The sequence below is a fragment of the Sediminicoccus rosea genome (assembly GCF_033547095.1).
GTDB lineage: Bacteria > Pseudomonadota > Alphaproteobacteria > Acetobacterales > Acetobacteraceae > Roseococcus > Roseococcus rosea.
In genome coordinates, this window is record NZ_CP137852.1 from 4,961,191 (window position 1) to 4,986,298 (window position 25,108).

The following is a 25,108-nucleotide window of genomic DNA, read 5'->3' on the forward strand; positions in this document are numbered from 1 at the left end:
ATCCCCTGCCCATGACCGCCGATCCGCAATTCCAGAACATCCGCGCCTGGCCCTTCGAGGAGGCGGCCAAGCTCGCAAGCCGCATGGAAGCCACCGGGAAAACCGAGGCGCTGTTCGAGACGGGCTATGGCCCCTCGGGCCTGCCGCATATCGGCACCTTCGGCGAGGTCGCGCGCACCTCCTGGGTGCGGCGCGCCTTCACGAAGCTCACCGGCCTGCCGTCCAGGCTGATCGCCTTCAGCGACGACATGGACGGGCTTCGCAAGGTGCCGGACAACATCCCGAACAAGGAGATGCTGGTCCCGCATCTCGGCAAGCCGCTGACCCGCATCCCGGACCCCTTCGGCACCCATCCGAGCTTCGGCCAGCACAACAATGCACGGCTGCGCAGCTTCCTTGACGAATTCGGCTTCGAATACGAATTCGCCAGCAGCACCGACTACTACGCCTCGGGCCGTTTCGACGCGGCGCTGCTGCGCATGCTGGCGCTGCATGACGAGGTGCGGGAGGTGATCCTGCCCACCCTGGGCGCCGAGCGCCGCGCCACCTATTCGCCTTTCCTGCCCATCCACCCGAAGACGGGCATCGTCATGCAGGTGCCAGTGGAGGCCACGAATCTCGAGGCCGGCACCATCCTCTGGACCGACCCCGAGACGGGCGAGCGGTTCGAGACGCCGGTGACCGGCGGGCATTGCAAGGCCCAGTGGAAGGCCGACTGGGCGCTGCGCTGGCACGCGCTCGGCGTGGACTACGAAATGTCCGGCAAGGACCTGATCGATTCCGTGAAGCTCTCGAGCCGCATCTGCCGCGTGCTGGGCAGCGAGCCGCCGGTCTCCTTCACCTATGAGCTGTTCAACGATGCCCAGGGCCAGAAGATCAGCAAGAGCAAGGGCAATGGCCTGACCATCGAGCAGTGGCTGGAATACGGCCCGCCCGAGAGCCTGGCGCTCTTCATGTTCGCCTCCCCCGGCTCGGCCAAGCGCCTCCACAAGGAGGTCATCCCCCGCGCGGTGGATGAGTGGATCAGTCACCTCACGAAGCTGCGCGCGCAGAACGACCCGGCGAACCCGGCCTGGCACATCCATGCCGGGCAGGTGCCGAACTTCGCCCCGCCGCCTGTCTCCTACGCCACGCTGCTCAACCTCGCCGGCATCGCCAACACCGATGACCCGGAGCGCCTCTGGGCCTATCTGCGCAAGTATCACCCGGGCCTGACCCCCGAGGGCGAGCCCGTGCTGGACCGCATGGTCCGCAATGCCTGCGCCTATTGGCGGGACTTCATCGCCCCCGAGCGCAAGTTCCGCGCGGCCACGCCCGAGGAAGCCGAGGCGATGCGCGGCCTGGCCGCCATCCTGCTGGAGCGCGCGCCGGAATTCGCCGCGCTGCCCGCGGGGGCGGAGCGCGAGGCGGCGATGCAGAACGCCGTCTATGACGCGGGCCGCCGCCCGCCCTTCGCCGTGCCCAATAAGGACGGCTCGATGGGCGTCGGCCGCGCCTGGTTCCAGGCCCTCTACGAGGTGCTGCTGGGCAAGAGCGAGGGGCCGCGCTTCGGCGGCACCGTCGCCGTCATGGGCGTGCCCGAGACGGTGGCGCTGATCGAGAACGCGCTCTCGCGGGAGAATGCGCCGGCGTGAAAGGCGCGCTCGGTTTCCTCAAGCGGCATGGTGCCACCGCCTTCGGCCTGCTGCTCCTGGTCGGCGCGATCTGGGTGGTGCACCGCGAATTCCGCAACCTCTCGGTCGCGGATGTCGAGCGCGCCATGCAGGCCATCCCGGTCTGGGCGCTCTGGTGGGGCGCGGGGCTCACGGTCCTCGCCTATCTCGTGCTCGCCATCTACGACTGGCTGGGGGCGCGCTATGCCGGCCGGCCATCGAGCTGGGGCCGCGCGCTGCTCGCCTCCTTCTGCGGTTATTCCCTGGCGCATAACCTGGGCTTCGCCGCGGTCTCGGGGGCCGCGGTGCGCTTCCGGCTCTACTCCGCCTGGGGCTATACGCCGCTGGAGATCGGCAAGGTGGTGGGCTTCACCTCGCTCACCTTCGGCCTCGGCGGCATGGCGCTGGGCGGCATGGTCCTGCTCATCGAGCCCGAGGTGCTGCCCTGGGCGGGGGACCACCTGCCGCGCTGGCTGCTGCAGCTGGCCGCGGTGCCGCTGTTCGGCGTGGTCATCGCCTATGTCCTGCTCAGCCGCTTCCGCCGGAGCATCCGCGTCTTCGGCCATGACGTGGAGCTGCCGGGCGTGCGCATGGCGATCGCGCAGAGCCTGCTCGCCACCGTGGATGTCGCGGTCACCGCGGCCATCTTCTACGTGCTGCTGCCGCCGGCCGAGGGGCTCACCTTCCTGCGCTTCATCGGCATCTACCTCGCGGCCTATGCGCTCGGCATCACGGCCTCGGTGCCCGGCGGCCTCGGTGTCTTCGATGGCGCCATCATCATCGGCCTCGCCCCCTACATGGGTGCCGCCGAGGTGGTGGGCGCGCTGCTGGTCTTCCGCCTCTACTACTACATCGTGCCGCTCTTCATCTCCGGCGCGCTCTTCGCGAGCTTCGAGATCGGCCAGCGGCGCGATTCGCTGAAGGCGCTGAGCCGTGGCGCCATGCCGCTGGAGGTGCCGATCCTGGCCGGCCTCGTCGCCCTGGGCGGCGCGCTGCTGGTCTTCCTCGGCTCGCTGCCGGTCTCGGCCATGGTCCTGAAGGAATGGGCGGGGTACGAGGCCGCGCTCGCCTCGCAATTCGCCGCCTCCATCGTGGGGTCGCTGCTCCTGGTGATGGCCTTCGGGCTTGCGCGGCGGCTGCGGCTCGCCTGGGGCATGGCGCTCTTCCTGCTGGTCAATGGCGCGCTCATCGCCAGGCTGCGCGAGGAGGCCTGGTGGACCTGGGGCCTCTTCCTGCTGGTCGCGGCCCTGCTCACCACCATGCGCGCGGCCTTCTACCGGGAGAGCCGGCTGCGGCGGGAGCCGCTGTCGAACGAGATGCTGCTGCCGCTGGCCGCCGTCGCGATCTGCGGCCTCGCGCTGGCCACGCTCGCCAATGCCAGCCGCCTCCAGGGCGAGACCTGGTGGGAGCTGGTGCTGTTCGCCGGCGCGCCGGTGCAGCTTCGCTTCACCGTGGGCGTCATGGTGCTGCTGCTGCTGGTGGGGATGGTTCGGCTGCTGCGGCCGGCCCGCATCCGCCCCGGCCCCCTCGACGAGGGCAACCGCACGCGCCTCGAATCGCTTGGCGCCTGCCTGCCCGCCCGGGCCGATGGCGTGATCTGGGGCGAGGCGGGGCGCGCCGGCTTCGCCTTCACCCGCTGCGACGATGTCTGGATCGCCCATGGCGACCCGGTGGGCGACCCGCGGGACGCCGTCTCCGCCATCTGGCGCTTCCGCGACTATTGCGAGCGCAAGGGCGGGCGCCCCGCCTTCACCGGGGTGGGGAGCGAGTTCCTGCGCTTCTACGCCGATATCGGCCTTCAGGCCCTGCCCGAGGAAGGCGCGCCCGGCCGCTTCATCGCCTGCGATGCCGAGCATGACGCGGCCCGCCTGCTGCAGGCGGCGAAGGGCGGCTGAGGGCCGAAGCCACGCCCCCCGGGCGACCGGGATCACACCATCCGGATCAGCGTCCCGTCCTTGCGGATCGCCTGGTGGAAGACCACGGCCCCCACATGCGCCGCCAGCAGCGCCACGATGGCCCAGCCCAGCGTCTGGTGCAGCCAGAGCAGCACCCGGGCCAGCCCCTCCCAGGCGGGCATGAATTTCGGCAGGTCGATGAAGCCGAGATAGGCGGTGGCGCCCTGCATCGGGAAGCCGAAGGCATTGGTGGCGAAGAAGCCCAGCAGGGGTTGCAGGATCAGGGCGCCGTAGAGCGCATGATGCACGCCCGTGGCGGCCCGGCGCATTGGCGCGGGCAGGCTCGCCTCCACCGGCACGGGATTCTTGATCCGGTACCAGAGGCGCAGCGCCGCCACGATGAGCAGCGTCAGGCCCGCGCTCTCATGGATGGCGTAGAAGCCCATCTTGCTCGCGTCCTTGATGTGGCCGATCACGAAGCCGGTCGGCAGCGCGACCAGGATCAGCACCACCGTGATCCAGTGAAACCACTTCGCCAGCGGGGAATAGGCCATGCGCGCCTCCATCCAGGGTCGGGCCATCCTGTCATGGAGATGATCGCCGCGCACGCGGATTGGTCGGTGGCGCCGGGCAAGCGCTGGGCCGCGGTCGCGCGGCGCGGCGCGCAAGGCTGGCAGCTGGAGGCGCCGCGCCCGGTGGGCGACCCCGCCGGCTTTGCCGCCGCCCTGCTCGCAGAGGGGGTCCCGGTGGCCCTCGGGCTCGACCTGCCGCTCGGCGTGCCGCGCGCCTATGCGGCGCAGCGGCCTGAGGCGGGGTTCCTCGAATTCCTGCGCGGCCGGGCCGGCGATGCCCGTTTCTTCGCGGTGAACGAGACGCTGGCCGGCATCGGGCTGGAGGCTCCCTTCTATCCGATGCGCGGCGTGAAGGGCATGACGCGCGCCTCCCATGCCGCCGCCCTCGGCCTGCCCGGCGCCGAGGCGCTCCACCGCTGGTGCGACCGCGCGACGGCCAGCCGCCCGGCCGGTGCGCCGCCCTTTTGGACGCTGGGGGCGAACCAGTCGGGCAAGGCCGCCATCACCGCCTGGCGGGACTGGCTGGCCCCGGCGCTGGCGGCCGGCGCCCCCCTCTCCCTCTGGCCCTTCGAGGGCGCGCTGCACGCGCTGCTGCGCCCGGGCCGGATCGCCCTGGCCGAGGTCTATCCGGCCGAGGCGCTGCGCCAGCTCGGCCTTCGCCTCGCCGGCAGCAAGCGGGAGCGCGCGGCGCGGCTCGCCCTCGCCGAGGCGCTGCGCGCGGTGCTGGCGGGGCTGCGGATCGCGCCCTCGGCCCCGGCGCTCGCGATGATCCGGGACGGGTTCGGCGCGGATGCGGCGGGAGAGGACCGGCTGGACTGCACCCTCGGCCTCGCTGCGCTGGTCGCCGTGCTGGATGGCGTTCAGCCGGATGCGGTCCCGGCGGATGACATGGTGCGGCGATGGGAAGGCTGGGTGCTGGGCCAGGTGGAATGGCCCCGGGGCGTGCCGCCGCTCAGCAGATGAGGGTCACGCCCATGCGCACCCGGGTGGCATCAGCGCGGGCGCGCCCATTCGCCAGGGGAATGACGAGGCTGCCGCGGGGGGCCACCTGGAACATCGTGCTGGCAAGGCGGGGGTCCGGAATGGCGCCGGTCATCTGGAACTGCGCCCGGAAGCGGACGGCCTGGGCGGTGAGGTTGCTGACCTGGACCATGTAGTCATAGCTGCCGGCGGCCGCGTCACGCGAATAGGCGGCATCCACCTGGAGCATGTTGCGGGTGAGGCAGGTGCCCTGTTGCGCCAGGGCGGGGGCGGGGCCGGCCAGGAAGGCCAGGGCCGCGGCCATCATCCATCGGAACATCCGACAAAAGGCCTCCACGCCATCGGTTCCGAGAAAATGCTACACGAAGCCCCTCCCCCGCGGAAATCCCCCGAATCGGGGCGCCCCAACATCTTCGCTGGCAATTTGGCGCGCTTGCGCCTATGTGTGCGCCGCACACACGCTGCCTGTGCCCGCAACCCAATCAATTGATCGCCACGCCGCCCGGCCCGACCACGGTCCCGGGCCTCACACTTGCCCGGAAGTCCTGATCCATGCCCATGCGTAACCTCGCCATCATCGCGCACGTCGACCACGGAAAGACCACCCTGGTGGACCAGTTGCTGAAGCAGGCGGGCACCTTCCGCGAGAACCAGCAGGTCGCCGAGCGCGCCATGGACCGCAACGACCTGGAGCGCGAGCGCGGGATCACCATCCTGGCCAAGTGCACCGCCGTCGAGTGGAAGGGCGTGAAGCTCAACATCGTGGACACGCCCGGCCACGCCGATTTCGGCGGCGAGGTGGAGCGCATCCTCTCCATGGTGGATGGCTGCGTGCTGCTGGTGGACGCCGCCGAGGGCGTGCTGCCACAGACCAAGTTCGTGCTGGGCAAGGCGCTCGCGCGCGGCATCCGCCCCATCGTGCTGGTCAACAAGGTGGACCGCCAGGACGCGCGGCCGCACGAAGTCCATGACGAGATCTTCGACCTCTTCGCCAATCTCGGCGCCAATGACGAGCAGCTGGACTTCCCCATGCTCTTCGCCTCGGGCCGCCAGGGCTGGGCGGATGAGACGATGGACGGCCCGCGCCGCAACCTGGACGCGATGTTCGACCTGATCATCCGCCACGTGCCGGAGCCGAAGGTGGCGCTTGACGCGCCCTTCGCGATGAACGCCTCCATCCTCGAATACGACAACTTCCTGGGCCGCATCCTGACCGGCCGTATCGAGCAGGGCACGGCCCGCGTGAACATGCCGGTGAAGGTGCTGCGCGCCGACGGCACGCAGGTCGAGACCGGGCGCCTCACCAAGCTGCTGACCTTCCGCGGCCTCGAGCGCATCCCCGTGGACGAGGCGGTGGCGGGCGACATCATCGCCATCGCCGGCCTGTCGGACAGCACCATCCCCGACACCATCTGCGCGCCGGAGCAGGCCACGCCGCTGCCGGCCGTGCCGGTGGACCCGCCGACGCTCGCCATGACCTTCCGCGTGAATGACGGCCCGCTGGGCGGCCGCGAGGGCAAGAAGGTCACCTCCCGCCAGATCCGCGACCGTCTGGAGCGCGAGACGGAGGGCAATGTGGCCATCAAGGTCACCGTCTCCACCGAGACCGACGCCTTCGAAGTGGCCGGCCGCGGCGAGCTTCAGCTCGGCGTGCTGATCGAAACGATGCGCCGCGAGGGCTTCGAGCTGACCATCGGCCGCCCGCGCGTGCTGATGCGCGAGAACCCGGAGACCGGCGCCAAGGAGGAGCCCTTCGAGGAAGTGTTGGTGGACGTGGATGACGCCTATACCGGCGTCGTCGTCGAGAAGCTCTCGATCCGCAAGGCGCAGATGCAGGACATGCGCCCCTCGGGCGGCGGCAAGACGCGCCTCACCTTCCTCATGCCCTCGCGCGGCCTGATCGGCTACCACAGCGAATTCCTGACGGACACGCGCGGCACCGGCATCATGAACCGCCTGTTCCACGGCTACCTGCCCTGGGCCGGCGTGATGGAAGGCCGCCGCAACGGCTCGCTGATCTCCAACGTGGATGGCGAGACGACGCAGTATGCGCTGTTCGCCCTGCAGGAGCGCGGCACGCTCTTCGTGGACCCCGGCGCCAAGGTCTATGTCGGGCTCATCATCGGCGAGAATTCGCGCGGCGATGACCTCGAGGTGAACCCAGTCAAGGAGAAGAAGCTCACGAACATCCGTGCCGCCGGCAAGGATGACGCGCTGCTGCTGATCCCGCCGCGCAAGCTCACCCTCGAGCAGGCGATCGCCTATATCGAGGATGACGAGCTGGTGGAGGTGACGCCCTCCGTCGTGCGCCTGCGCAAGCGCCACCTGGACCCGAACGAGCGCAAGCGCGCGTCGCGCCGCGCCGAGGGCCTGCCGGTCAAGGGCGAGGCGGCCTGAGCCTCACCGGACTCCGGTCATGATGGATCCGGCCGCAATGCGGCCGGGTCCGCCCAACCAGGCGCATCACACAGCACAACCGTGCCGCCGCGAAGCCAGGCGCGCGGCGCGCACGCCCGGCGATTAAAAGCAGCCAGAAGCTACCAGCGTGAGGTGATCGAGACGAGGATCTCGGTCGATGAGGCGAAACCGCGGCTGTCCTCGCGCCGCAGGCCGACCACCGCGCGCTCCAGCGTCCATGTCTGGAAGGAGCCGCGGTCGTTGCTGTCCACCGCCGAGGCCTGGGCCTGGGGCAGGCAGCGGTTGATCTCGGTTTGCAGGCTGCGCATCCGCTGCTCGGCGAGGGTGAAGGCGCGCGGCGAATCATCGCGCAGCATCACGGCATAATAGACGGCGCGCGGCGGCAGCCCGTTGCCCGGAGGCGCCACGCCGCGCCGCTCATTCACCGAGCCGTGCAGGTAATGGTTGCCCAGGGGCAGCTCGACGAAATCCTGCGCGGCCGCCTGCACGATCTGGCGCAGGCCCTGGCAGAAGGCGTCCTGCGCCTGGGCGGTTCCGAGAGGAGCAAGCAGGGCGACGGCGAACAGCAGGCGGCGCATGGACGTTCCTTGGCGAAAAAGACACTCCATGAAACGCCATCGGCCGGGGAAATCCAATCCCCGGGCGTGGTACGGCGGCCCTGGACGCCGCTCCGCCCAGAAAAAGGCGGGCCAAAGGAGGATCCGGCCGCACGCGCGGCCGGCGGATTGCTTCAGCAATCCGAAGCCTAGGCGGCGGAGCCGCCGCCCGGCCTTTGAGGGCGTTAAAACAACAACCCCTTCTTCAGCAGGCCATGCACGCCCTTCTCGCCGTTCACCGTCTGCGTCACGTGGAAATCCACGGCCAGCGAGCAGAACTGATAGGCATCGGCGGCGCTGAGATTGGTGCGGCTGGTGATGAAGCCGATCATCTCCCTGAGCGCCTTCTTCATCGCCTCGTCCAGATCCTCATGCATGCCCATGGTGATGTAGTGCGTGGCGGTCTCGGCGCGCGGATAGGCCAGGTTCGCGCCCTTCATCAGCGTCAGGCGGAAATGGCCGGTCAGGCACATCTCCAGCGCGTTGATGCAGACCTCGCCATCGCCCTGCACGCCATGGCCGTCACCGGCCGAGAAATTGCCGCCCGGGACATGCACCGGCAGGAAGAGCGTGGCACCCTCGCCGATCTCCTTGTTGTCGAGGTTGCCGCCATGGGCGCGCGGCTCCTTCGTGCTGATCGCGCCCCACTCCACCGGCGGCGCCACGCCCATCACGCCGAAGAAGGGGCTGAGGGGCAGGGTGATGCCGCCGCCGATCGGCACATGGCCGGTGCGCTTCTCGTGATCCACCGGGATGTGCAGCATGCGGCGATAGGGGAAATCCTCCGGCAGGGTGCCGCCCAGCGGGCGGAAGCCGCAGAAGCCCCATTCGGCGCCGAGCTCGATCTTCTCGATATCCACGCGCAGCACGTCACCCGGCACGGCGCCCTTCACGGCGACGGGGCCGGTGAGGATGTGCGGCCCAAGGCGCGGCGGGTTGCTGGCGTGGATGGCCGCCAGCGCGGGCGGGATCTTCAGGCCCAACGCCTCGGCCTCGGCCACCACGTCCGGCGCGCCGGAGACGCATTGCAGGATGACGAGGTCCCCGCTCTCCACCTCGGCGACAGGCTTGTAGCTGCCGTCGAAGGTGCCCCAGCGGATGGTCTCGGGGGTGGCGGGAATGCGATGGGTCGCGGGCATGGCAGGCTCCTGAAGGGTCGGCCACACATGCCAGTCTGCGGCGATTGGTCAAGCGGTCGGGACAGGTGCCGCGCGCGCGTCCGGTCCGGATTGCCCAAAGCCTGGGCGCTACAGCAGCCCTTTGCGCTTGAAGAACCAGATGGGCAGCACCGCCGTCGCCACCATCAGGCCGAGGGCCAGCGGATAGCCGAAGGTCCATTCGAGCTCAGGCATGTGCTGGAAGTTCATGCCGTAGATGGAGGCGATCAGGGTCGGCGGCATCAGCGCCACGCTCACCACCGTGAAGGTCTTGATGATGTTCGTCTGCTCGACATTGATGATGCCGAGCACGGCGTCGAGCAGGAAGGTCGCCTTGCTGTTCAGGAAATTCGCGTATTCCACGAGGGAGCGCACGTCCCGCACGAGGGTCTTGATGGTGCCCTGGTTCTCCTTCCGCACGGCCATCGCCTTCTCGGCGCTGACGAAGGTGAAGATGCGGTTGAGGCCAAGCAGCGTTTCCGAGGCGCGGGTCGTCACCTCGCCCACCTGGCCCAGCGTCAGCAACGCTTCCTTCAGGTTGCGGTCGCGCTTGTTGGCGGGGTCTTCGACGCCGCGCTGGAAGATGTTGTGGCTCGCGCGGTCCATGTCGCTGCTGATGCGCTCAAGGATGTCGGCGAGGCGGTCCACGATCTGCTCAAAGAGATGCAGCATCACCGCATCCCCGCTGCTGACGAGCGCGGGCGATTTCTGGCAGCGGGCGGTGAACACCGGGAAGGCCTTGGGTGTGGCGTAGCGCACCGTGATCAGCGCGGTCGCGGTCAGCACGAAGGAGATGGGCGTGGAACCGAAATTCCCGGTATCCGCGCCATGCAGGAAGTTCGCGGTGAGCACCAGCGAATCGCCCTCGCGATACAGTCGCGACGAGCTTTCGACCTCCTGCATCTCCTCGCGCGTCGGTACCTCGATGCCGAGCGCCGCCTGCACCGCGTGCTCTTCCTCGAGCGAGGGCTGCAGCAGGTCGATCCAGACCGCACGGCGCAGCGCCTCCGCGTCGCGCACATGGTCGCGGACCGCGAGGTGGCCGTTCTCGACGGTGTAGGTCGTCAGCATGGGCGGTCCTCCGCGGGGATGCCGGTGCGGCCGGTTCTAACGGCGCGCCCGCCACCTGTCACGCCGCGAGAAGGCGGTTCACAGCTTTGAAATCCGCGGCCTCGGGATGGCGGCCGGAGGGCTTTGTCCCATCCTCCGCGCGCACCAGCTGGCAGGTGGCGAAGCCGGCCGCACGGGCCGCATCGAGCTCCTCCGCAACGTCCGAGAGGAAGAGGATGCGGGCGGGTTCGGCGCCCCAGGCTTCCGTGATGCGCGTGTAGCTCTGGGCCTCGCGCTTGGCGCCCATGCGGGTGTCGAAGAAGCCTTCGAAGAGCGGCTCCAGGTCGCCCGCCTCAGAGTGGCGGAAGAGCAGCCGCTGCGCCTGCTCGCTGCCCGAGGAATAGATGGCGAGGTGCAGGCCGCGCGCGTGCCAGGCGCGCAGTTCCACCGCGACATCGGGCCAGAGATGCCCGCGCAGCGCGCCATCGGCGTAGCCCTGGTTCCAGATCAGCCCCTGCAGCGCCTTGAGCGGCGTGACCTTCGCATCCGCCGCCATCCACTCGCGCAGCGTGGTCAGCGGATCGCCCGGCACATCGGCGAGAATCGCCGCGACCTCCGGCTCCTCGCCATGCCGTGCCAGGAACTCCTCCAGCGCCGAGGCCGCGTAGGGGAAGAGGCTGCGATGCACGAAGGCGATGGCGGTGGTCGTGCCCTCGATGTCCGTCAGGATATGCGTGATCATCGAGCGACCCTCTCAGGACGAAGTGGCCCCCCGATCGGCGCCGCGGCTTTGCCGCGGCAACGGAGCAGGCCCATCAGAATCAGCGGAATGGCGCCCCCGCGAAGATTTCGGCGGTGCGGCCGCCGCAACGCGGCGGTTGAGCCGCCGATAGCTTCGCGGGGAGTGGGCGTCAGCCCACCACGACCGGGAAGCGTTCCGCCATGTCGGTGCCGGTGTAATGCGGCGTCCAGCCGCTGGTGTCGGTGAAGACGCGCAGCACGGTGAAGTCCGGCGCATCGCCACTGTCGAACCAGTGCTGGGTATTGGCCGGCACGCTGATCAGGTCGCCCCGGGTGCAATGCGCGTCATAGACGCGGCCGTTCAGGTGCAGCACGAAATTGCCGGCACCCTCATGAAAGAAGCGCACCTCATCCTCGGTGTGGATGTGCTCCTTCAGGAACTTGTCCCGCAGCGCATCCTTCATCGGGTGGTCGGGCGTCAGCTGGATCACATCGGCCGTGCCGGCGGCGGTCTCGGCCAGGAAGGCGTCGAGATGCGGCTTGTAGGCGGCCAGCACCGCATCGGCCGGCGCGCCCTTGGGCAGCGGCGCCACCGGCCAGCGCTCGAAGCGCACGCCCACTTCCTTCAGCGTGGCGGCGATCATGTCCGCGTCCTCGGTGCGGAGGATCTCCTCCTTCGTCGCGGCGTCCCAGACGGTCAAACGGCTCATCGCGGCAATCTCCGTGCTTCCAGCTCGCATGCGAGCATGAATTCCAGGGCCTCCAGGCGCAGCAGCGCGCCCGGCATGTCCTCGGCCCATACATAGACACCATGGCCGCGGATCAAATAGCCGGGCGGATGGGCGGGGTCGGCGTCCCAGGCCTCGGTCACGCGGGCCTGCAGCCGTGCAATGTCCTGGTCATTTTCCAGCACGGGCAGGCGGATCGCCGCCTCATGCGTGGGCAGGCCGGGAAAGGCCTTCAGCAACTCATAACCGGCGAGCGTGACCTGCGGGCCGGCCAGGCGCGAAAGGACGGTCGCCGGCACGGAATGGCCGTGCAGGGCGGCGCCGGCCTGCGGGAAGCGGCGATAGATGCCGCAATGCAGCCCCGTCTCGGCCGAGGGCCGGAGGTTGGACTGCTCCGGGCGACCATCCAGGTCCACGGTCATGACGCCGTCTTCCGGGATGAAACCCTTGTGGAAGCCGGAGCGGGTGATGGCGATGCGGCCATCGGGCAGACGGACCGAGATGTTGCCCGCCGTCGCCGGCACCCAACCACGTGAATCCATCCGGCGCCCGGCCGCGCGAATCGCCTCGGTCGCTTCGGAAGGAATCACGCCGGTCTCCAGGGAGACGCCGGGCCAGGCCCGGCGCGCCGCTCAGGCCGCGGGGCGGCCGGTCGCGGGGGTCGTGCCGCTGGCGGGCTCGGCCGTGGCGGCCGCCGTCGTCGCGCCTTGCGGGCCGGCGATGGTGCCGGCCGGCGGGGCCGATTCGGCCGCCATGGAAGCGTCGGCGGGCTTCTCGTCTTCCTTGATGTTCGCCTTGAAGGATTTGATGCCCTTCGCGACGTCACCCATCAGGCCGCTGATCTTGCCGCTGCCGAACAGCAGCAGAACGACCAGCAGAACCACCAACCAATGCCAAATGCTGAAAGAACCCATCGTCGCGCCTCGATCCCGTGGTGCTTATACTGGCGGGAACCTAGTGTGCGCCCGCTCCGAGCGCAAACTCCCCTCCCGACATGGGCCCTATGTGGGCCGGGGGCGGCCTCGCCGCAATGGGAATTTCATTCAGGTGCCGTTCAGGGCAATCTTGCGTGCCCGTAAGAAATACGCCATATGGCGCTCGTCCGGGCCCCTCTGGCGCGGGTGAAGCGAAACTTCGCCCGCGTGATGTCGGATGTTTTTGCCATCTCGCGGGGCAAAACCATCACGGCCCCGCCCCAGAGGAGTTAGAGATCACATGGAATTCCTGTTGCTCGAATGGGTCGGCAAGCCGATCTGGATGTGGGGTGGCTTCCTGGCCATCGTCATCGCCCTGCTCGCCTTCGACCTGGGCGTCCTCCACAAGGAGGACAAGGAAATGGGCATCCAGGAGAGCCTCTGGCTGTCCGCCTTCTACATCGCCTTCGCCATGGTCTATGGCGCCGCCATCTGGTGGGCCTATGACGCCGGCCACATCACGACGAGTGACGGCACGCATGCCGGCATCACCTACTTCACGGGCTATTTCATCGAGAAGGCGCTCTCGATCGACAACGTCTTCGTGATCAGCCTGATCTTCGGCTATTTCGCCATCCCGCGGAAATACCAGTACCGCGCGCTGGTCTGGGGCATCATCGCGGTCATCATCCTGCGCGGCATCATGATCGCGGTGGGTGCGGCCCTGGTGCAGGAATACTCCTGGATCCTCTTCATCTTCGGCGCCTTCCTGATCGGCACCGGTATCAAGATGCTGATGGTGCCGGAGACCGAGCCCGACATCTCGAAGAACCCCGTCGTGAAGTTCATGCGGAAGCACATGCGCGTCTCCGACACGCTGCATGACGAGAAGTTCTTCGTGCGCGAGCCCGACCCCAAGACCGGCAAGCTGGCGCTGACGGCGACCCCGCTCTTCCTGGCGCTGATCATCATCAACATCGCCGACCTGATCTTCGCGGTGGACAGCGTGCCGGCGATCTTCGCCATCACGACCGACACCTTCATCGTCTACACCGCGAACATCATGGCCATCCTCGGCCTGCGCGCCCTCTACTTCGCGCTGGCCGCCATGGTGCACCGCTTCGAATACCTGAAGTACGCGCTGGCGATGGTGCTGGTGTTCATCGGCGTGAAGATCTTCTGGAACCAGATCTTCGGGAAGCTGGACCCGGCCTTCTCGCTCGGCGTCACCGGCGCGCTGATCGCGGGCGGCATCGTCTTCTCGCTCTACAAGACGCGTGACCAGGCGGGCGGCGCCCACAAGTAACGGGACATCCGGTCCTGAACCGGGGGCGGCGCCGAAAGGCGCCGCCCTTTTTCTTTGCGCGGGGCTTTTTTTGCGCGCACCGCAACCCGGGGCGCGAGGCGACGTTCCTGACCGGGCACTTCGCCCCAAGGCCATCCCCGATGCTTCGCACCCTCCTGCTGCTCCCCCTGCTCGCGCTCGCCGCCTGCGACCCTCCTGCCGGCCCTGCCGAGCGCGCCGGCCAGAGCCTGGATCGCGCCGCCCAATCGCTGCGCGATACGGTGGACCCGCCGAGCGGTCCCGCCGAACGCGCCGGTCGCGCCCTGGACCGCGCGACCCAGTAGGCCCTCAGCTCTCCGGCCGGATGTTCAGCCGCCGGATGATCGGCCCCCAATGCGCCACCTCCGACTGGATCAGCGCCTGGAGCAGGGCGGGCGGCGTGCCCAGCGGCTCGAAGCCCGCCGCCTCCAGCGTCCGTCCCGTCTCGGGGTTGGACAGGGCGCGCCCCGCCTCCTGGGAGATCCGCGCCACGCGATCCGCCGGCATGTTGGTCGGCGCGAAAAGGCCGATCCAGGCATAGATGCCGGCCCCCGGCTCACCCGCCTCGGTCAGCAGCGGCACGTCGGGCAGCTGCGCCATGCGCGCATCGCCCGAGACCGCCAGCGCCCGCACCTGGCCGCCCCGCGCCTGGCCGAGCACCGCGCCGGCCGCCGCCGCCATCAGCTCGATCCGCCCGGCGACGATTTCGGTCACGCTCTGCGGCACCGAGCGGAAGGGGATGTGCGTCATGTCCAGCCGGTGGCGCGCCGCCATCTCGGCCACCAGCATGTGGCCCGTGCTGCCCGCGCCGACCGAGCCATAGTTCAACTTGCCGGGATTGGCCCGGGCATAGGCGATCAGCTCCGCCACGTTGCGCACCGGCACATTGGGGTTCACCGCCAGCACGAAGGGCATGCGCGCCAGCAGGGAGACGGGCTGCAGATCCGTCACCGGATCATAGGCCAGGCCCGGATTCAGGATCTTCGCGATGGAGCCGGGGCCGCCGATCGTCACCCCCAGCGTGTGCCCATCCGTGGCGCGCGCCGCGGCCTCGGCGCCAATGGTCCCGCCGCCGCCCGCGCGATTGTCGATCACGAAGGGCTGGCCGAACACCTGCTGGAGATGCGTGGCGACCGCGCGCGCCGCGATGTCGGGCGTGGAACCGCCCGGGAAGCTCACGATGATCCGCACCGGGCGGTCGGGCCAGGCGGGCTGGGCCTGCACCACGACGGGGGCCGCGAGGGCGGGCAGCGCCAGGACGGCGCGACGAGAGGCTGGCATGGGAAATCCTCCAGGGCTTTGCGCCAGCTTATAGCCGCTCCACGCGGCGCTTGCATGCCGTGACGCGGGTGGCCAGACTTGTCCGAACAGCTTTGCAAGGTGAAGGCAGAATGAACCGACGCGCCCTGGTGCTGGCCACGCCCTTCCTCGCCCTCGGGGCCCAGGCGCAGGAGCTGCCCGCCCGGCCCATCCGCCTCATGGTTCCCTTCACCACCGGCGGCACGACGGACATCCTGGCCCGCATCCTCTCCGAGCATGGCCAGGCCGAATTCGGCCAGCCCATCATCGTCGAATCGCGGCCCGGCGCGGGGGGCGTGACGGGCACCGCCCAGGTGGCGGCCGCCGCACCCGACGGCACCAGCCTGGTCATGGGAACGCCGGGGCCCATCGCCACCGCGCCCGCCCTCATGTCCAGCCTCCCCTATGAGCCGCTGCGGGACCTCGCCCCCGTCATGCTGGTGGCGAATGTGCCGAACCTCGTCGTCGTCAGCCCCTCGAGCGGCATCACCAACATCGCGCAGCTCATCGCCGCCGCGCGCGCCCGGCCCGGCGCCATCCACTTCGGCTCGGCCGGCATCGGCGCCACCACGCATCTGGCGGGCGAGCTGTTCAAGCTGATGACGGGCGTGGACATCGTGCATGTGCCCTATCGTGGCAGCGTGCCTGCGCTGACCGACCTGCAGGGCGGCCAGATCCAGCTCATGTTCGAGAACATGCCGGGTGCCATCGAGCTGGTGCGCTCGGGCCGCCTCACCGGCCTCGCCGTCACCTCGCCCGCGCGCGCGGTGGCCGCACCCGACATTCCGACGGTGGCCGAGACGGTGCCGGGCTATTCCGTCGTCTCCTGGTTCGCGCTCTTCACCGGAGGCCAGGTGCCGGCCCCGGTGGTGCAGCGCCTCAATGCCGGCTTCCGCCGCATCATGGCGCGGCCCGCCGTGCGCCAGCGCATCCTGGAACTCGGCGCCGAACCCGCCGATGGCACGCCCGAGGCGCTGGGCCAGCTGGCGCGCGAGGAGACCGAGCGCTGGGGCCGCGTGATCCGCGAAGCACGCATCAGCGTGCAGTAAGGGGCATGCGTTCGGTCGGAATCGAGATCGGCGGCACCTTCACGGATCTGGTGAGCATCGGCCCCGAGGGGGTGCGCGTCACGAAGGTGCCGAGCACGCCCGCCGCCCCCGATGCGGCGGCCTTCGACGCGCTGGCGGCCGCCGGCCTCGCGCCGGATGCGATGGATGAATTCGTCCATGGCTCCACCGTCGCGACGAATGCGGTGCTGGAGCGGCGCGGCGCGCGCCTCGCTCTGCTGGTGACCGAGGGCTTCCGCGACGTGCTGCTGCTGGCACGGCAGGACAAGCTGCAACTCTTCAACCTGCGCTATCGCAAGCCCGTCCCGCTGGTGGCGCGCGAGGATTCGCTCGACGTGCCTGAGCGCATGCTGGCCGATGGCTCGGCCGCACGCGCCTTCGACGCCGAGGGCTTCGCGCCGCGCCTCGCCGCCTTCCTGGCCGCGACGCAGCCCGGCGCCGTCGCGATCTGCCTGCTGAACGCCTATGCCAACCCGGCGCATGAGCAGGCACTGGCGGCGCTGGTGCGGCAACTGGCCCCCGGGCTTCCCGTCACCGCCTCGCATGAGGTGACGCAGGAGTTCCGCGAATATGAACGCGCCAGCACCACCGCCCTCGCCGCCTATGTGCAACCGGTGCTGGACGCCTATCTCGGCCGGATGGAAACGCGCCTGGCGGAGGGCGGCTTCACCGGCGCCTTCTCGGTCATGCAGTCCAATGGCGGGCGCGTGCCCGCCGCCGCCATGCGGCGCAATGCGGCGAGCGCGCTGCTCTCGGGTCCCGCGGCCGGCGTCATGGGCGCGGTGCGGCAGGCCGGGCGCTCGGGTGTGCGGGACATCATCACGCTGGATGTCGGCGGCACCAGCGCGGATGTGGCGCTGATCGCGGATGGCAGGCCGGAACTCGCGCGCGAGGCGCGAGTGGATGGCCTGGTCGTGCAGATGCCCATGCTCGACATCACGACCGTGGGCGCGGGCGGCGGCTCGCTCGCCTGGATGGATGAGGGCGGCATGCTGCGCGTGGGGCCGCGCAGTGCGGGGGCGGTGCCGGGGCCTGCCTGCTACGGGCGCGGCGGCACGCGACCCACGCTGACGGACGCGCAGGTGATCGCGGGGCGAATCCCCGCCGGGAAGCGATTGGCGGGCGGGCTCGTCATGGATGGCACGGCAGCGCGCGCGGCCTATGCGCCGCTCGCCGCGCAGCTCGGCCTCTCCGTGGAAGCGACGGCGGAGAGCGTGATCCGCATCGCCGTCGCGCATGTGGTGGCGGCCGTGCGCCTCGTCTCCACCGAGCGCGGGCGCGACCCGCGCGACCATGTGCTGGTGCCCTATGGCGGCGCCGGCCCGCTGCTCGCCGCCGCCGTGGCCGAGGAACTCGGCATGGCACGCGTGCTGGTCCCGCCGGGTGCTGGCGTGCTCTCCGCCTATGGATTGCTCGCGGCCGATCACAGCCTGCTCGCCGCGCGCACGCGCCGCCGCACCATCGCGCCGGGCGCCGCCGCCGAGGCGATGGCCGCCATCGCCGAGATGCGCGCCGAGCTGGAGGCGCGCTTCGACGCGCATGGCGTGACCGGCGCGCGGCGGCTGGAGGTGAGCCTCGACATGCGGCTCGTCGGCCAGGCCTTTGAGATCAGCGTGCCGCTGCCCGACGCGGCCTTGGACGAGGCCGCCCTCCTCGCCGCCTTCAACGCGGCGCATGAGCGCATCTACCGCATGCCGGTGGACCCGCGCCGCGCCGTCGAGATCGTCTCCTACCGCGTCGGCCTGCATGTGGCGCGAGAGGAATTGCCCGGCCTCGCCGGGCCGCCCCGCCTCGCCGGCCCGGTGCGGGGCCCGCTGCTGATCGAGGACAGCACGGCAAGCCTCTGGGTGCCGCCCGGCTGGCGTGCGGAAGAAGACGCCGCGGGCAACCTGCTGCTGACGAGGGATGCATGATCAGCCCCGCCGACCAGGCCGTGATCGGCCAGGCCCTCATGTCCACCGCGCGCGAGATGGGGGCCAAGCTCTACCGCTCCGCCTTCTCGCCCATCGTGCGCGACGGCAAGGACGCCTCCACCGGCATCATGGATGCAAGCGGCGCGGCCGTGGCGCAAAGCGATGAGCTGATCCCCGTCCTCGTCGGTTCGCTTTCGATCACGCTGCGCCACTGCATGGCGGCCTGCCCGCCGGAGCGGCTGGAGGAGGGTGATTTCTACATCACCAACCACCCCTATCGCGGCGCGCACCACCTGCAGGACATCCTGATCTTCATGCCCATCTTCGTGGAGCAGCGGATCATCGGCTATGCGGCGGCCGTGGCCCACCACCTCGACATCGGCGGCGGCGCGCCCGGGCTCAATTCCTCCGCGACCGATCTCTATGGCGAGGGCCTCATCATCCCGCCCGCCCGCTGGAACCACCGCCGTGACTGGCTGGAGGGGAATCTGCGCGGGATGATCGCGGCCAATATCCGCGTGCCCGAGCAGACCATCGGCGACATCGAGAGCCAGTTCGCCGCCTGCTTCACCGGCATCGCCCGCGTGCGCGAACTCTGCGCGCGGCACGGAACCGCGACGGTCGAAGCCGCCATGGCCGGGCAGATCGCCTATGTCGAACGTCGCCTGCGCGCCGCCATCCGCGAGCTGCCGGACGGTACCTATGTGGGCGAGGATTTCGTGGATGATGACGGCATCAGTGCCGAGCCGCTGCGCATCCGCGCCACCGTCACCATCGCGGGCGATTCCCTGGCGGTGGATTTCACCGGCACGGCGCCGCAGGTGCGGACGCATCTGAACGCGCCCTATGCCTCTGTCGTTTCCGGCACGCTCGCCGCGCTGAAATCCTTCCTGAGCGACGACGACGTACCCTTCAACGAGGGTGCCGCGCGCGCCGTCACCATCACCGTGCCCGAGGGCACGCTGCTCAATCCACGCTTTCCCGCGCCCGTGCGCGCGCGGATGGAAGCGACCTATCGCGCCTATGACGCGGTGCTGAAGGCGCTCGGCGCCTCCACGCCCGAGCGCGCGGTGGCGACGGGCTTCGACAGCACCACCTCCTTCTGCCTCACCCAGCTGAAGGAAGGCCGCTACCGCGTCTTCATCGAGCTGCGCGACGGCGGCTATGGCGCATCCTCGGAGAATGACGGCTGCGACGCCGTGGCCGGCCCGCTCTCCAACTGCACCAATGTCCCGGTGGAGGCGGCGGATGCCGACTATCCCTTCTTCCGCATCGAGGAATATCGCCTGCTACCGGGAACGGGTGGCCAGGGCCGGCATCGCGGTGGCAACGGCTCGATGCGGCGCTACCGCATCCTGGAGGAGGGGGTGCGCCTCGCCATCTATTGCGACCGCTTCCGCGTGGCCGCGGAGGGCCAGGCCGGCGGTGAGCCGGGCGCGCTGGCCGGCTGCCGCGTGATGCGCGGGGACGCGGTGATCGCCGTGCGCTCCAAGGATGACCTGGTGCTCCAGGCGGGCGACGTGATCGAGATGTGGACCGGCGGCGGTGGCGGCCATGGCCCGGCGGCCGAGCGCAGCGCCGCCCTGCGTGCGGCGGATACGCGGCTGGCGGGCCTTCCCACCATCCCCTGAAACCCGCAACATCACCGGCAAGATTCAGGGCGGAAACGCGAACCAATGACGATCACGACCGAGGCCCATGGCCCGGCCTGATACCGCGACCCTGTTGCGCCTGCTGCGCACGCCGGATTACCGGCGCCTCTGGATGCTGGGCGGCATCGCCAATGCGATGCGCTGGCTGGAACTGCTGGCCGCCACGCTCTGGACCTTCGAGATGACCGGCTCGGCGCTGGCCGTCTCCATCGTCGCCATGGTCCGCGCCTTGCCCATGATGCTGCTGGGTGCGATCGCCGGCGCCCTCGCCGAACGCATGGACCGCCGCCGCCTGCTCATCGCCCTGCAGACCAGCTCGGCGCTGGGCGCGGGCGGCGTCGCCGTGCTTGCGGTGCTGGGCGCGCTGGCGCCCTGGCATTTGATGGTGCAGGGCCTGCTCGCCGGCCTTGCCTGGGCAGGCGAGATGGCGACGCGGCGGCGCATGGCCGCCGATGCCGCACCGCCGGGCGACCTGGTGCAGGCCGTGGCGCTGGACACGCTGACCGGCAGCACGACGCGCGCGGTGGGCCCGCTGCTGGGCGGCGTGATCTATCAGTTCGCCGGTATCTCGGTCGCCGCCGCCATCGCCTGCGCGCTGCACCTGGTGGCGCTGCGGCTGGCCCTGGGCGTGACCACGCCGCCGCGCCGCGTGGTGAGCGGCAATCCCTTCGCCGGCATCGGCGAAGCGGTGCGGCTGGTGATGAGCCTCTCCGCGCTGCGGATCGTGCTCGGCGTGACCTTCGTGATGAACGTCTTCGCCTTCAGCTACAATTCCATCCTGCCCGCCTTCGGCACGCTCGCCTTCTCGGCCTCTTCCGCCGCCATCGGCCTGCTTGCGGCGGCCGAGCCCTTCGGTGCGCTGCTGGGTGGGCTCTGGCTGGCGCTGGGGCGCCGCAACCCGCCCGGCCCGGCGCCGCTCGTCGTGGGCTCGCTGATGTTCATGGTCCTGTTGGTCCTCGTCGCCTTCAGCGGCAGCTATGCGCTGGCCTGGCTGCTGCTCGCCATCGGCGGCCTCGGCACGGCACGCTTCGCCGCCATGCAGACCTCCGTCGTCATGACGGCGGCGCCGCCCGAAATCCGCTCGCGCGTGCTCGGCCTCGTCACAACCTGCATCGGCATGGGGCCGCTCGGCGTGCTGGCGATGGGGGCGCTGGCCGATGGCGTGGGGCCGCGCCTGGCCATCGCGCTGATGTCCGGGATCGGCATCGCCCTCATGGCGCTGCTGCTGCTGAACGAGGCGCGGCGGCGCTGACACGCCGCAGCAGGAACAGTCCCGCCAGCGTGACCAGCGCCAGGTGCCCGAAGGCCAACGCCCAGGCCGCCGGATTGCCGGGGCCAAGCAGGTCCAGCGCCAACCCCACGCCGACCGGACCGACGAAGCCGCCCGCATAGCCGCACATGCTGTGCAGCCCCATGGTGGCGCCCCGCAATTCCGGCCCGGCCGCCTGGACCGTGCCCGCCGTCAACGCCGAGGAATCGAGGTAGATCGCCGCGTTCCACAGCAGCACGGCCAGGGCTGCGAGCGGCGCCGAGACCCAGGCCGACAGCCCCGTCAGCACCGACATCAACGCGCCCGCGGCCATCGCCCAGGCCACCACGCGCGCGCGCCCGAAACGCTGCGCCGTCTCGTTCCCCGTGATCGAGATGGCGATGCCCGCGAGCCCCGCCGCGGTGAAGAGCGCTGTCGGCCCCGGCAGCCAGTCCGGCGCGCCCATGCGCGCGATGGCGAGCGTCAGGAAGGTCACCGCCCAGGCACGCAGCGCGGCCAGTTCCCAGGTGTGGACGGTGTAGCCGATGATCCATCCCGTGGCGGCCCGGTTCCGCAGCACCGGACGGAAATCCAGCAGCCGGCGCGGCACGGCGGGCGGGCGCGGCGCGTTGCGCGGCATCACCACCGCGCCGATGGCAAAGGCGACCAGCGCCGCCATGCCGCTGAACAGGAAGGCCGCCTCCGCGCCCCCCAGCATCGCCCAGAAGCCCGCGACGGCGAAGGAAACGGCGCCCGCGATCCCCACCCCCGCCGCATGCCAGGAGACGGCGCGGGATTGCGCGTCGCCCTCCAACCGCTCGGCGATGACCTTCAGCCCCGGCATATAGCAGCCCGCCCAGCCCACGCCCGCCATGGCGCGCAGGATGAGCCCGCTCCAGAACCCGTCGGCGACGAGCGCGAAGCCCAGATGCGAGGCCGCCGTCAGCCCCGTGCCCAGCAGGTAGATGCGCCGCGCCGGCAGGCGATCGGTCAGCGAGACCAGCACCGGCACCACCACCACATAGGCGGCGAAGAAGGCGCCGATCAGCCAGCCCGCCTCGGTGGCGGAGAGGTTCCAGCGATCGAGATACTCCGGCAGTAGCGCGGGCAGGGTGAAGGCGCCGATCTGCGTCAGCACCTGCGCGGCGATGACGGCGATCGCGAAGCCGCGCATGGGGTCAGGGCAGCCCGTTGCGGATATGCGCGCGATAGGCCGGCCGCTCCGACAGTCTCTCGTAATACGCCTCCAGCGCCGGCATCGGCGTGCGCTCGATGCTCCTCATCGAGAACCAGCGATGCACCACGAAGCCGGCCGGGATGTCGGCCAGGGTGAAGGCCGCGCCCGCCAGGTAGGGCACATCGCGCAGCGCCACGTCGAGCTGCCCCATGCGCTTCGCATATTCCGCCCGCCCCATCTGCACGAAGGAGGCGCGGTTCCAGGGCGTGAGCCCCAGCTCGCCCCCGAGATAGGCGCCGCGCATGGGCATGGACATCTCATAGGCCACCCAGTCCATCCAGGCCTCGACCTTCGCGCGCGCGGCGAGCGGCGTGGGATACAGCGCCTCCGCCCCGGCCCGCGCCGCGAGGTAGCGCAGGATGACGTGGGATTCGCGGATCACCGCCTCCCCATCCACCAGCACTGGGACGGTGCCGAGCGGGTTCAGGGCGAGGAATTCCGGATCATCCGTCGAACGGAAGCCGCGCCCCCAATCTTCCTGCGCGAAGGGCAGCGCCAGCTCGTCGAGGAGCCAGAGCACCTTGCGGACGTTGAAGGCGTTGTGACGGCCCAGGAGCTTCAGAGCGGGCGGGCGAAGCGTGGTTTCCATGCCCCGGAGCGTCACGGCAAAGCCGCGCCTTGCCAAGAGGGCGCCAGGCGGGTTCAAGCGCGCGATGCGCCCCATCATCGGCATCGACTTCGGCACCACGAACTCCGTGGTGACCGCCCTTGGCCCGACGGGCGAGGCCCGCGTACTGCGCCGCGCGACGGAGGAGGTGTTCCGCTCCATCCTCTGCTTCTGGCGCGATGGCGCCGGCCACCTGCGCCACGCCGCCGGACCGGACGGCATCGCCGCCTATCTGGAGGACCCGCTGGAGGCGCGACTGATCCTCTCCATGAAGAGCTACCTGGCGCAGAAGAGCTTCCAGGAGACGCGGATCCTGGGCCGCCCCTATGGGCTGGAAGCCCTGGTCGGCCTCTTCCTGCGCGAACTGCTCGCCCCTTTCGCGGCCGAGATGGCGGGCGCGCGCGTCATCGTCGGCCGCCCCGTGCGCTTCGTGGGCGAGACGGCGGATGACGTGCTGGGCGAGGCGCGGCTGCGCGCGGGCTTCGCCGCCGCAGGGCTCGCCGATGTGCAGGTGGAGCTGGAACCCGCCGCCGCCGGCCACCGGTTCGCCACCAGCCTCACCGAAGCGGCCACCGTGCTGGTCGCCGATTTCGGCGGCGGCACCAGCGACTTCTCCCTGCTCCGCTTCGAGCCCGGCCGCGTCACGCCGCTCGGCCATGCCGGCGTCGGCGTGGCAGGCGATGCCTTCGACTTCCGCATCATCGATCACGTCGTCTCCCCCCTGCTCGGCAAGGGCGGCAGCTACACCGTCATGGGCACGGAACTTCCCATCCCGCCCGGCTGGTACATGAGCTTCGCGCGCTGGCACCTGCTCTCGCTCATGCGCGCGCCGCGCACGCTGCGCGACATCGCCGATGTGGCGCGCAATGCGGCCGAACCCGAACGCCTGCACCAGCTCATCCAGCTCATCGAGGATGAGGTGGGCTATGAGCTGTACCGCGCCATCTCCGGCGTGAAGGCCGCGCTCTCCGCCAAGCCGCGCGCGCGGCTGCAATTCCGCCACGCGGATTTCAGGGTGGATACCGAGATCGCCCGCACGGATTTCGAGGCCTGGATCGCGCCAGAACTCAGGCAGATCGGCGCGGCGGTGGACGCGGCGCTGGCTGATGCGTCCCTCCCCGCCAAGCAGGTGGACCGCGTCTTCCTGACCGGCGGCTCCTGTCTTGTGCCCGCCGTGCGCCGCCTCTTCGAGAAGCGCTTCGGCAAGGCGCGCGTGGTGGCGGGCGGCGAATTCGTCTCGGTGGCGGAGGGACTGGCCCTGATGGGCCGCGGGTGAGAGGCTCTCCCGAAACGGGAGGAAGCCCATGATCGAACACACCCTCGACATCGCGACGCGCGACGGCGCGATGGAGAGCTTCATCTGCCACCCCGAACGGCACGGCCCGCACCCTGCCATCCTCATGCTGATGGACGCGCCCGGCATCCGCGAGGAGCTGCGCGACATGGCCCGCCGCCTGGCCAGCATCGGCTTCTATGTGGTGCTGCCCAACCTCTATTACCGCGCAGGCCGCGACAGCGTCTTCGGCCCCGGCGTGCTGACGGTGGGCGACCCGGAGCGCGACCGCATGCGCGCCATCCGCACGAAGATGACCATCCCGCCCGTCATGTCCGATGTGGCGGCCATGCTGGTCTTCCTCGACACGCAGCCGGCGGTGAAACCCGGCGCCGTCGGCACGCATGGCTATTGCATGAGCGGTCCCTATGCGCTGGCCGCCGCCGCGCGCTTCCCCGGCCGCATCGCCGCCGCCGCCTCGATCTACGGCACCTGGCTGGTCAGCGAGGCCGAGGAAAGCCCGCATCTCACGCTCGGCCAGGGCCGGGCCGAGCTCTACATCTGCTGCGCCGAGCACGACGAATTGGCGCCCCTGCCCATGGTGGCCGAACTCCAGGCGCTGTTGGATGCCTCCGGCGCCGCGGGCGAGCTGGAAATCCACCCCGGCGTGCATCACGGCTTCGCCTTCCCCGAGCGCTGGTGCTTCGACAAGCCCGCCGCCGAACGTCATTGGGAACGGCTGATTTCCCTGTATCGTCGCAGGCTCTGAACGGGAGGAACAAG

Annotated in this window: 24 protein-coding genes; 12 read left to right on the forward strand and 12 right to left on the reverse strand. The window is 70.1% G+C overall.

Going from position 1 to position 25,108, the window contains the following annotated elements:
- Positions 1 to 11: 11 nt before the first annotated feature.
- Complete coding sequence (locus R9Z33_RS23905) at positions 12 to 1,634, forward strand: lysine--tRNA ligase (RefSeq protein WP_318649086.1); 1,623 nt, start codon at positions 12 to 14, stop codon at positions 1,632 to 1,634.
- A complete protein-coding gene (locus R9Z33_RS23910; RefSeq protein ID WP_318649087.1) occupies positions 1,631 to 3,547 on the forward strand; it encodes a phosphatidylglycerol lysyltransferase domain-containing protein in 1,917 nt (638 codons plus the stop codon). The genes R9Z33_RS23905 and R9Z33_RS23910 overlap by 4 nt, the downstream gene beginning before the upstream one ends.
- Before the next feature lie 32 nt (positions 3,548 to 3,579).
- On the opposite strand, the gene R9Z33_RS23915 is transcribed toward R9Z33_RS23910, so the two are convergent.
- On the reverse strand, positions 3,580 to 4,101 hold the full coding sequence (locus R9Z33_RS23915) for a cytochrome b (protein WP_318649088.1): 522 nt from the start codon (positions 4,099 to 4,101) through the stop codon (positions 3,580 to 3,582).
- Between the two features lie 33 nt (positions 4,102 to 4,134).
- Here R9Z33_RS23915 and R9Z33_RS23920 point away from each other — a divergent pair, with 33 nt between their 5' ends.
- The gene (locus tag R9Z33_RS23920; protein ID WP_318649089.1) at positions 4,135 to 5,082 is read left to right on the forward strand and encodes a hypothetical protein; all 948 of its coding nucleotides are present in this window, start codon (positions 4,135 to 4,137) and stop codon (positions 5,080 to 5,082) included.
- Here R9Z33_RS23920 and R9Z33_RS23925 read toward each other — a convergent pair.
- On the reverse strand, positions 5,072 to 5,404 hold the full coding sequence (locus tag R9Z33_RS23925) for a hypothetical protein (protein WP_318649090.1): 333 nt from the start codon (positions 5,402 to 5,404) through the stop codon (positions 5,072 to 5,074). The two genes, R9Z33_RS23920 and R9Z33_RS23925, sit on opposite strands and share 11 nt — an antisense overlap.
- A gap of 248 nt (positions 5,405 to 5,652) precedes the next feature.
- On the opposite strand from R9Z33_RS23925, the gene typA reads away from it, so the two are divergent.
- Positions 5,653 to 7,497, forward strand: coding sequence for a translational GTPase TypA (gene typA / locus R9Z33_RS23930; RefSeq protein WP_318649091.1), 1,845 nt, complete (start codon positions 5,653 to 5,655; stop codon positions 7,495 to 7,497).
- Between the two features lie 140 nt (positions 7,498 to 7,637).
- Here typA and R9Z33_RS23935 read toward each other — a convergent pair whose 3' ends face one another.
- From R9Z33_RS23935 to R9Z33_RS23965, 7 genes are all read right to left on the reverse strand, one after another.
- Positions 7,638 to 8,096: a hypothetical protein gene (locus R9Z33_RS23935; protein ID WP_318649092.1), complete on the reverse strand. Its 459-nt coding sequence runs from the start codon at positions 8,094 to 8,096 to the stop codon at positions 7,638 to 7,640.
- 203 nt (positions 8,097 to 8,299) lie between these two features.
- Positions 8,300 to 9,253: an acetamidase/formamidase family protein gene (locus R9Z33_RS23940; protein WP_318649093.1), complete on the reverse strand. Its 954-nt coding sequence runs from the start codon at positions 9,251 to 9,253 to the stop codon at positions 8,300 to 8,302.
- A gap of 108 nt (positions 9,254 to 9,361) precedes the next feature.
- Positions 9,362 to 10,342 (reverse strand): magnesium transporter CorA family protein, encoded by a 981-nt coding sequence (locus R9Z33_RS23945; RefSeq protein ID WP_318649095.1) that lies wholly within the window; start codon positions 10,340 to 10,342, stop codon positions 9,362 to 9,364.
- A gap of 58 nt (positions 10,343 to 10,400) precedes the next feature.
- The gene (gene mtnC, locus R9Z33_RS23950; protein ID WP_318649096.1) at positions 10,401 to 11,063 is read right to left on the reverse strand and encodes an acireductone synthase; all 663 of its coding nucleotides are present in this window, start codon (positions 11,061 to 11,063) and stop codon (positions 10,401 to 10,403) included.
- Between the two features lie 169 nt (positions 11,064 to 11,232).
- Entirely contained in the window at positions 11,233 to 11,772 is a 540-nt protein-coding gene (locus R9Z33_RS23955) for a 1,2-dihydroxy-3-keto-5-methylthiopentene dioxygenase (protein WP_318649097.1), read from the reverse strand.
- Complete coding sequence (locus tag R9Z33_RS23960; protein WP_404830632.1) at positions 11,769 to 12,380, reverse strand: methylthioribulose 1-phosphate dehydratase; 612 nt, start codon at positions 12,378 to 12,380, stop codon at positions 11,769 to 11,771. The genes R9Z33_RS23955 and R9Z33_RS23960 overlap by 4 nt, the downstream gene beginning before the upstream one ends.
- A 42-nt stretch (positions 12,381 to 12,422) precedes the next feature.
- Positions 12,423 to 12,704 (reverse strand): twin-arginine translocase TatA/TatE family subunit, encoded by a 282-nt coding sequence (locus R9Z33_RS23965; protein ID WP_318649098.1) that lies wholly within the window; start codon positions 12,702 to 12,704, stop codon positions 12,423 to 12,425.
- 301 nt (positions 12,705 to 13,005) lie between these two features.
- Between R9Z33_RS23965 and R9Z33_RS23970 the strand changes: the two genes are divergently transcribed.
- Together R9Z33_RS23970 and R9Z33_RS23975 are read left to right on the forward strand one after the other, a co-directional pair.
- Positions 13,006 to 14,010, forward strand: a complete 1,005-nt coding sequence (locus tag R9Z33_RS23970; RefSeq protein WP_318649099.1) for a TerC family protein — start codon at positions 13,006 to 13,008, stop codon at positions 14,008 to 14,010.
- 140 nt (positions 14,011 to 14,150) lie between these two features.
- On the forward strand, positions 14,151 to 14,333 hold the full coding sequence (locus tag R9Z33_RS23975) for a hypothetical protein (RefSeq protein WP_318649100.1): 183 nt from the start codon (positions 14,151 to 14,153) through the stop codon (positions 14,331 to 14,333).
- A gap of 4 nt (positions 14,334 to 14,337) precedes the next feature.
- Here the strand turns inward: R9Z33_RS23975 and R9Z33_RS23980 are convergent, their stop codons facing one another.
- Positions 14,338 to 15,309, reverse strand: coding sequence for a Bug family tripartite tricarboxylate transporter substrate binding protein (locus tag R9Z33_RS23980; protein ID WP_318649101.1), 972 nt, complete (start codon positions 15,307 to 15,309; stop codon positions 14,338 to 14,340).
- A gap of 110 nt (positions 15,310 to 15,419) precedes the next feature.
- Between R9Z33_RS23980 and R9Z33_RS23985 the strand changes: the two genes are divergently transcribed.
- The 4 genes from R9Z33_RS23985 to R9Z33_RS24000 all read left to right on the forward strand — a co-directional run bounded on the left by R9Z33_RS23985 (position 15,420) and on the right by R9Z33_RS24000 (position 21,211).
- Complete coding sequence (locus tag R9Z33_RS23985; RefSeq protein ID WP_318649102.1) at positions 15,420 to 16,376, forward strand: Bug family tripartite tricarboxylate transporter substrate binding protein; 957 nt, start codon at positions 15,420 to 15,422, stop codon at positions 16,374 to 16,376.
- A 5-nt stretch (positions 16,377 to 16,381) separates the two neighbouring features.
- Positions 16,382 to 18,307: a hydantoinase/oxoprolinase family protein gene (locus tag R9Z33_RS23990; RefSeq protein ID WP_318649103.1), complete on the forward strand. Its 1,926-nt coding sequence runs from the start codon at positions 16,382 to 16,384 to the stop codon at positions 18,305 to 18,307.
- The gene (locus R9Z33_RS23995; RefSeq protein WP_318649104.1) at positions 18,304 to 19,938 is read left to right on the forward strand and encodes a hydantoinase B/oxoprolinase family protein; all 1,635 of its coding nucleotides are present in this window, start codon (positions 18,304 to 18,306) and stop codon (positions 19,936 to 19,938) included. The genes R9Z33_RS23990 and R9Z33_RS23995 overlap by 4 nt, the downstream gene beginning before the upstream one ends.
- 67 nt (positions 19,939 to 20,005) lie before the next feature.
- Positions 20,006 to 21,211 (forward strand): MFS transporter, encoded by a 1,206-nt coding sequence (locus tag R9Z33_RS24000; protein ID WP_318649105.1) that lies wholly within the window; start codon positions 20,006 to 20,008, stop codon positions 21,209 to 21,211.
- On the opposite strand, the gene R9Z33_RS24005 is transcribed toward R9Z33_RS24000, so the two are convergent.
- Complete coding sequence (locus R9Z33_RS24005) at positions 21,171 to 22,382, reverse strand: MFS transporter (protein ID WP_318649106.1); 1,212 nt, start codon at positions 22,380 to 22,382, stop codon at positions 21,171 to 21,173. The genes R9Z33_RS24000 and R9Z33_RS24005 overlap by 41 nt on opposite strands.
- 4 nt (positions 22,383 to 22,386) lie before the next feature.
- The gene (locus tag R9Z33_RS24010) at positions 22,387 to 23,034 is read right to left on the reverse strand and encodes a glutathione S-transferase family protein (RefSeq protein WP_318649107.1); all 648 of its coding nucleotides are present in this window, start codon (positions 23,032 to 23,034) and stop codon (positions 22,387 to 22,389) included.
- A gap of 64 nt (positions 23,035 to 23,098) precedes the next feature.
- On the opposite strand from R9Z33_RS24010, the gene R9Z33_RS24015 reads away from it, so the two are divergent.
- The gene (locus R9Z33_RS24015) at positions 23,099 to 24,328 is read left to right on the forward strand and encodes an Hsp70 family protein (protein ID WP_318649108.1); all 1,230 of its coding nucleotides are present in this window, start codon (positions 23,099 to 23,101) and stop codon (positions 24,326 to 24,328) included.
- A 28-nt stretch (positions 24,329 to 24,356) separates the two neighbouring features.
- Entirely contained in the window at positions 24,357 to 25,094 is a 738-nt protein-coding gene (locus R9Z33_RS24020; RefSeq protein WP_318649109.1) for a dienelactone hydrolase family protein, read from the forward strand.
- Positions 25,095 to 25,108: the final 14 nt, after the last annotated feature.